Below are 6,321 nucleotides of genomic sequence, written 5' to 3' on the forward strand. Positions count from 1 at the left end.
CCTCATCCGAACGTGTGAAACCCGGAAGGCAGCACCCGGCGGGCGCCCCCGTCAGGGCCAGACGGTCACGCGGCCCGCGCGGGGGTCCAGGCGGGCGGGCGCGCCCAGCGGCAGCGTGAGTTGCGGGCTGGTGTGCCCGAAGTCCACGTTTGCCACGACCGGCAGGTCCGCGCGGCCCGCCTCGTTCAGGACGCGGCGCACCCAGCCGTGCAGGTCCTCGACCATTGCGGGCGTGTAGGTGCGGGGGCGGGCCAGGATCAGTCCGGCCGCGCCCGCCAGGACGCCCTGCGCGGCGTAGTTGCGCAGCCAGTACCCCACCTGATGCGGGGGCGGCACGTCGTTACTGGTTTCCAGCGCCAGGACCGCCCCGCGCCACAGGGCCGGTTCCGGCCAGCCGGGCGTGCCGTTCAGCATGTCCAGCACGTCCAGGCAGCCGCCCAGCAGGTGCCCCTGCGCGGGCGCGTCACCCTGGAGCCACACCCAGCCGTCGCCGGGGCGGAAGGTGCGCGGAACTTCCTGCGCGGCCTCGTCGGCCCAGTCGGGGCCACCCTGCGTCCATTCCGGGGCGGCCTCCAGATCGAAGGGCGTGGGCGGGTCCACCAGCGCGCGCCGCAGCCCCCGCACCGTGAAGGGATGCATCCCGCCGTTCTCGGCGAGGTCGGTCAGGAGGGCCGGGCCGTGGTACGCCATGACGCCCGCCCGCAGGAACTGCGTGAGGGTCACGGTGGAGTCGCTGAAGCCCAGGAAGACCTTCGGGTGCGCGCGGATCAGGTCCGGGCGCAGGTGCGGCAGCAGGCGCACGCTGTCGTCCCCGCCGATGATGCTGACCATGCCGTCTATGTCCGGCGACTGGAGTGCCCAGTGCAGGTCGTCCGCGCGGGCCTGCGGGTTCGCCGCCAGGAAGTCCGGGCCGCGCAGCGCGTTCGGGGCGGGCACGACCTCCCACCCGAACTCCTGCGCGACCTGCCGCACCCCGGCGCGGTAGCGGTTCATGACCTCGGTGACGAACCCGCTCGAGAGGCTCAGCGCCGCCACCCGCGACCCCGGCCCCAGGCGCGGCGGACGCACGAACCCGCGCTGCACGGAGGGAAGCACCAGGGACGCCGGATCGGGAACGGTCATGCCGGGCAGCCTACCGCCGGGGCGTGCGGGCCGCCTGCGCCGACTGGCGTACCGGCCGCTGTTGAAAAGCTCAGGGGACCGTCAGGTCGAGGCTCAGCCAGTGCTCGGCGTACACGCGTCCGTCGCGGCGCACGGCGTCCGGCTGGGTGCCCCACACGCGGAACCCGGCGCGTTCGTACAGGCGGAGCGCGGCGGCCTGCGAGTCCATCACCGCGAGGTGCAGCGAGGTCACGCCCGCCCACGAGCGGGCCAGCTCCACCCCGGCCTGCACGAGCGCCGCGCCGACACCCTGCCCACGCGCGGTCAGGGCGACGGACACGCCGTACACGTTCACGCGGTGCGCCAGGGGTGGGGCCGCCTCACGCACCAGGGTCAGCAGGCCCACGAGGTCAGTGTCCAGGAAGGCGCCCAGCGTGACGCCCGGCGCGTCCGGCGCGAGGCGGGCGGCCAGGGCAGCGTCGTCCAGCGCGGTGAACTCGGCGGCGCTGGCCAGGAAGGCGGCCGGGTCGGCGTGCAGCGCCGCCAGTCGCGCGGCCCGGTACGCGGGCGCGTCGGCGGGCGTCAGGCGGCGGACCATGACGGTCACGCGGGTTCCGGCGCGCCGCCCAGCGTGACGATCCCGGCGGGCACGGCGCGGCTCACGCCGATGTGCCGGTCCCGCCAGTTCAGGACGTGCCCGTCCGCGCGGACGTGGCGGGTCAGGGTCAGGTCCAGATCCGTGACCAGCCAGCCCGGCTCGTTCCAGCCGAGCTGCGCCACGATCCCGTCCTCGGGCAGTCCGTTGTCGGACGGGGCGTAGATGCTGGCGGCGCCGTGCGCGTCCTCGACGGCGTACGTCCAGGGGGCGTCCGCGATCAGCGGGGCGTGCAGGGCGTAGCACTGGTTTTCGAGCGCGCGGGCCATACTGCCCACCCGCACGCGCGTGAACCCGGCGCGGCTGCCCGTGAAGGACGGCACGACCAGCAGTTCCGCGCCTGCCTCGGCCTGCGAGCGCGCCAGTCCCGGAAACTCGCTGTCGTAGCAGATCGCCACGCCAAAACGCAGCGTGCCGCCGGGCAGTGGCAGGTCGAACACCGCCGCGCCCTCGCCCGGCGCGACGTGCCACTCCTCGGCCTCGAAGCGGGTCATCAGCAGCTTGTCCTGATGGCCCTGCGTGCCGTCCGGGCCGAACACGAACGCCCGGTTCACGAACGCCCCCGCGTGCGCGACCGGGTAACTGCCGGCCACGATGCCCACGCCGTACTCGCGGGCCAGCCGGGCGTGCAGCGCCACGAACTCCGGCACGAAGGCCTGCAATGCCGGGCGCATCCCGATCACGTCATGGTGCAGGTCCGTGGGGAGCAGACTGACGAGTTCCAGCGGCGCGTACTCCGGGAACACCAGCAACTCCGCGCCCTGGCCCGCCGCGTCTGCCACCCAGCGCGTCAGCTTGGCCTCGAAGGCCGCCCAGTCCGCCAGGAAGTCCACCGGGTACGCCGCCGCCGCCACCCGCACCCGTTCCACGCTGCCCTCATGCCCTGTCATGCGCCCGAGTGTACCCGCCCCGCTGCACGCGCACCGCCGCCAGATGACCTATCTGCGCGGGTGCCACACGCCATCCGCCATCTGCCATCTGCTCTCCGCCCTCCCCCTCTGCTAGCGTGCAGGCATGACCACCGCCGGGGCGCTGCGCGAACAGGTGTGGGACGACCTGCTGGCCCGCCGCGCCTGCGCGTACCCGCTGCCGCCGCACGGGCACTGCCCGAACTTCACGCACGCGAGGAAGGCGGCCGCGCAGCTTCTGGCGCACCCGGACGTGGCGGCGCTGCACACCCTGATCGTCGGGCCGGAACGGGCGCTGCTGCCCCTGCGACAGCAGGCGCTGAAGGCCGGAAAGACGCTGTTCGTGCCGCACCAGAAGAAGGAAGGCTGGTACTGGCGCGTGACCGACCCGGCCGGCGCGAAACTCAGCGCCCTGAGCGCGCACGGCGAGGCGACCCCCACCCCGGCGGGCGCGCAGGCCGCCGTGATCGCCTGCGTCGCCGCCGACCATCACGGCGCGCGGCTCGGGAAGGGCTTCGGGTGGGGTGCGCGCGGCCTGCACCTGGGTCTGCCCGAGTTCACGCTGGCGCACCCGCTGATGCTGCGGCCCACCCTCCCCTGCCCCGCCGACTCGCACGTCGCCCTGATCGGCACGCCCGACCGGGTCCTCACGCCCCGCCCGCCTGGCGGAACCGACGCCCCCTGAACCGCGTACCATGCGGCATGAGCAAGAAGACCACCCCCACCTACGTGCCCGCCCTCGTCACGGTCGCCACGGTCGGCGTGGCCGCCGGGGCCGCCTACGTGGCCCGCACCCGCAAGAAAGAAGTCACGGAACTCGTCGTGAACCGCGTGCTGGAACGCCCCGCCGGACGCAGCAGCTACCGCGACCTCGGGCAGAGCCTCGAACGGGCCGGGACGCTCCTGACCGGCCGCGCCGCCCGCGCCGCCGACACGCACGCCAACCGCGAGCTGCTCGCGCACATCATCGGCATCGAACGCTGGGGCCAGCAGCGCCTCAGTGCCGCCCTCGGCGCGGCCCCCGACCAGACCGACACGTACCACCCCTACCGCCCCCCGCAGGACACCACCCTGAAAGACCTGCAGGCGCTGATCACCACCACCCGCGCCGCCACCGTCGACCTGACCCGCCGCCTGGGCCACACCCCCCCGGACGACACCCTGACCATCAACCACAACAGCCTCGGCCCCATGACCCCCAAGGCGTGGCTGCGCTACCTGACCCAGCACGCCGACCTCGAAAGCCGCAAACTGCGCGGCGAGTAGACCGCCCGGCAGGCCAGGGCCGGTACAGGGCGCCGCCCGCCCATCCCCCCCACCGCACCCCCCACCCACACCAGCGCCCTGCATTAAAACTGTAAGACCCGCCCTCCTACCCTGAGGACACCATGAGTGTCCTGAACAGCGTACTGACCGCCATCGTCAAGGAAGGAGCCAGCGACATCCACCTGCGCACCGGCAGCGCCCCCGCCGGGCGCGTCAACGGCGTGATCAGACGCTACGGCGACACCCGCCTCGCCCCCGAACACGTCGAAGCCTTCACCCGCGAAATGATGAGCCCCGCCATGTGGGACGCCTTCACCGAGAAACGCGAAGCCGACTTCGCCTACGGCATCCCCAACCTCGCCCGCTTCCGCGTCAACGCCTACTACCAGCGCGGCACCATCGGCCTGATCATGCGCGTCATCGAAGACAAGGCCATCCCCACCTTCGCGCAACTCGGCCTGCCCATCGACACCTTCGAAGCGCTCGCCCAGCACGAACGCGGCCTCGTCCTCGTCACCGGCCCCACCGGCAGCGGCAAGACCACCACCCTTGCCAGCCTCCTGAACCACATCAACGCCACCCAACCCGTCAACATCGTCACCCTCGAAGACCCCATCGAAGTCCTGCACAAAGACCAGATGGCCATGATCAGCCAACGCGAACTCGGCATGGACACCATGAGCTTCGCCAACGGCCTGCGCGCCAGCATGCGCCAGGACCCCGACGTCATCCTCATCGGCGAGATGCGCGACAAGGAAACCGTCGAAGCCGCCCTGAGCGCCGCCCAGACCGGCCACCTCGTCTTTTCCACCCTGCACACCCAGGACGCCGTCCGCACCGTCAACCGCATCATCGACTTCTTCGCCCCCCACGAACGCGACCAGATCCGCCAGGGCCTCTCGGAAAGCATCGTCGGCATCGTCAGCCAGCGCCTGCTCCCCAAAGCCACCGGCGGCCGCGTCCTCGGCCTCGAAATCCTGCTCGGCACCCCCACCGTCCGCGAATGCATCAAGGACCCCGAACGCACCGAAGAAATCAAACAGGCGCTCCTCGAAGGCGGCGCGCGCGGCATGCACACCTTCGACCAGCACCTCGCCAGCCTCGTCGCCAGCGGCCTCATGACCGAAGAAGACGCCATGGCCAGCGCCACCAGCCCCCACGAACTCAAGATCATGATGATGCGCGCCCAGTACGCCTGAGCAGGGAAAAACCCCTCAGTCAGCTTCGCTGACAGCTCCCCTCAAGGGGAGCCTTTTTTATCGCTGGAGTGCCGATTCGATCAGGGCAGCCACGCCCGGCAGGTTCCGCATGGCCTCCGCGTTCTGCACGCGCAGCACACGAATCCCCGCCCCACCCAGCACCCGCGAGCGCTCGACATCGTACGCCTGGGCCTCCGGGCGGTCATGACTGCGGCCATCCACCTCCACGCACAACCGCGCGGACGGCGCGTAGAAATCCAGAATGAAGCCCAGCAACGGCACCTGCCGACGAAACCGCACAGGATGCGACCGCAGCAGATCGAACCACAATCGCCGCTCCGCAGGCGTCATGGCGCGCCTCAGCTCACGCGCACGGGGCACAAGTGTTCTGGTGTACGTGTCCCGCATGGCGCAAGGCTAACCCCTCCGCCCCCTCCGGGGGCACCTCCCCTCAAGGGGAGGCAGAAAGAAAAAGGCTCCCCTTAAGGGGAGCTGTCAGCGAAGCTGACTGATACGGACTCCGATTAATTAGCCAACAGAGGCCACCAGTGAAAGAGCGTGTGACGAGTGATACGGACTCCGATTAATTAGCCAATAAAGGCCACCAGTGGAAGAGCGTGTGCCGAGTGACCAGATCAGGTTGACCTTCCAACCAGACGCAGCGATCCGAGAGGGCTGCCTCCACCTCCTTGATGCTCTTGAACGCTCTATTCGCAATCGGCACATCCGTCAACTCCCAGAGCCGTTCCGCCGGCTGCAATTCCGGCGAGTACGGCGGCAATGTCACCGTCTGAATCCCCTCAGGATGCCCGACATCCGGTGGCACATGAAAACCAGCCCCATCCTGAACGACCAACACCCGATGGTCGGCGCCCGCGCCGACCTTCTGCGCAAACGCCGCCATGACGGCCGCATACGCCTGCTTGTTCACCACCGGGATCAACCAGAACAAGCTCTCGCCACTCTCCGGATTGACAAACGCGTACACATACAACCACTCGTATCCAGGCTCAACTGGGCAGGTCAACGGCTGCCCCGTCGGCGCCCACATGGAACGCCGGATCGGTTTGAGCCCGATTCGATGTTCGTCCATGCACCACAGCGAGACACGCGGTACGAGACGCTCCGCCTGGCGGAGCGTCTCGGTCAGGACTTTGTTTTGAACGCTTCCTGTGCGGCCTCATCGCCGCCA

8 protein-coding genes are annotated in these 6,321 nt (G+C 70.3%); 3 read left to right on the forward strand and 5 right to left on the reverse strand.

Annotation, left to right across the window (positions count from 1 at the left end):
• Positions 1-51: 51 nt before the first annotated feature.
• The 3 genes from CBQ26_RS12400 to CBQ26_RS12410 form a co-directional block, all read right to left on the reverse strand.
• Positions 52-1,122 carry a S66 family peptidase gene (locus CBQ26_RS12400; RefSeq protein WP_088248945.1) on the reverse strand — a complete coding sequence of 357 codons (1,071 nt, stop codon included), beginning with the start codon at positions 1,120-1,122 and terminating at the stop codon, positions 52-54.
• Between the two features lie 70 nt (positions 1,123-1,192).
• A complete protein-coding gene (locus CBQ26_RS12405; protein WP_088248957.1) occupies positions 1,193-1,699 on the reverse strand; it encodes a GNAT family N-acetyltransferase in 507 nt (168 codons plus the stop codon).
• A 5-nt stretch (positions 1,700-1,704) separates the two neighbouring features.
• A complete protein-coding gene (locus CBQ26_RS12410; RefSeq protein ID WP_088248946.1) occupies positions 1,705-2,646 on the reverse strand; it encodes a carbon-nitrogen hydrolase family protein in 942 nt (313 codons plus the stop codon).
• Positions 2,647-2,770: 124 nt separating this feature from the next.
• Here CBQ26_RS12410 and CBQ26_RS12415 point away from each other — a divergent pair, with 124 nt between their 5' ends.
• From CBQ26_RS12415 to CBQ26_RS12425, 3 genes are all read left to right on the forward strand, one after another.
• The gene (locus tag CBQ26_RS12415) at positions 2,771-3,349 is read left to right on the forward strand and encodes a 5-formyltetrahydrofolate cyclo-ligase (RefSeq protein WP_088248947.1); all 579 of its coding nucleotides are present in this window, start codon (positions 2,771-2,773) and stop codon (positions 3,347-3,349) included.
• Positions 3,350-3,366: 17 nt separating this feature from the next.
• A complete protein-coding gene (locus CBQ26_RS12420) occupies positions 3,367-3,930 on the forward strand; it encodes a DNA-binding protein (protein ID WP_088248948.1) in 564 nt (187 codons plus the stop codon).
• Positions 3,931-4,052: 122 nt separating this feature from the next.
• A complete protein-coding gene (locus tag CBQ26_RS12425; protein WP_088248949.1) occupies positions 4,053-5,129 on the forward strand; it encodes a PilT/PilU family type 4a pilus ATPase in 1,077 nt (358 codons plus the stop codon).
• Positions 5,130-5,186: 57 nt separating this feature from the next.
• Here CBQ26_RS12425 and CBQ26_RS12430 read toward each other — a convergent pair whose 3' ends face one another.
• Positions 5,187-5,537 (reverse strand): endonuclease domain-containing protein, encoded by a 351-nt coding sequence (locus CBQ26_RS12430; RefSeq protein ID WP_088248950.1) that lies wholly within the window; start codon positions 5,535-5,537, stop codon positions 5,187-5,189.
• 175 nt (positions 5,538-5,712) lie between these two features.
• Positions 5,713-6,279 carry an IS630 family transposase gene (locus CBQ26_RS12435; protein ID WP_143342095.1) on the reverse strand — a complete coding sequence of 189 codons (567 nt, stop codon included), beginning with the start codon at positions 6,277-6,279 and terminating at the stop codon, positions 5,713-5,715.
• Positions 6,280-6,321 lie beyond the last annotated feature (42 nt).

This window comes from Deinococcus indicus, from assembly GCF_002198095.1.
GTDB classification, from domain to species: Bacteria; Deinococcota; Deinococci; order Deinococcales; family Deinococcaceae; genus Deinococcus; species Deinococcus caeni.

Bases quoted from the DNA above. Each gene is read 5' to 3' on its own strand.
- CBQ26_RS12400 (WP_088248945.1), bottom strand. From the start codon at position 1,122: ATGACCGTTCCCGATCCGGCGTCCCTGGTGCTTCCCTCCGTGCAGCGC.
- CBQ26_RS12405 (WP_088248957.1), bottom strand. From the start codon at position 1,699: ATGGTCCGCCGCCTGACGCCCGCCGACGCGCCCGCGTACCGGGCCGCG.
- CBQ26_RS12410 (WP_088248946.1), bottom strand. From the start codon at position 2,646: ATGACAGGGCATGAGGGCAGCGTGGAACGGGTGCGGGTGGCGGCGGCG.
- CBQ26_RS12415 (WP_088248947.1), top strand. From the start codon at position 2,771: ATGACCACCGCCGGGGCGCTGCGCGAACAGGTGTGGGACGACCTGCTG.
- CBQ26_RS12420 (WP_088248948.1), top strand. From the start codon at position 3,367: ATGAGCAAGAAGACCACCCCCACCTACGTGCCCGCCCTCGTCACGGTC.
- CBQ26_RS12425 (WP_088248949.1), top strand. From the start codon at position 4,053: ATGAGTGTCCTGAACAGCGTACTGACCGCCATCGTCAAGGAAGGAGCC.
- CBQ26_RS12430 (WP_088248950.1), bottom strand. From the start codon at position 5,537: ATGCGGGACACGTACACCAGAACACTTGTGCCCCGTGCGCGTGAGCTG.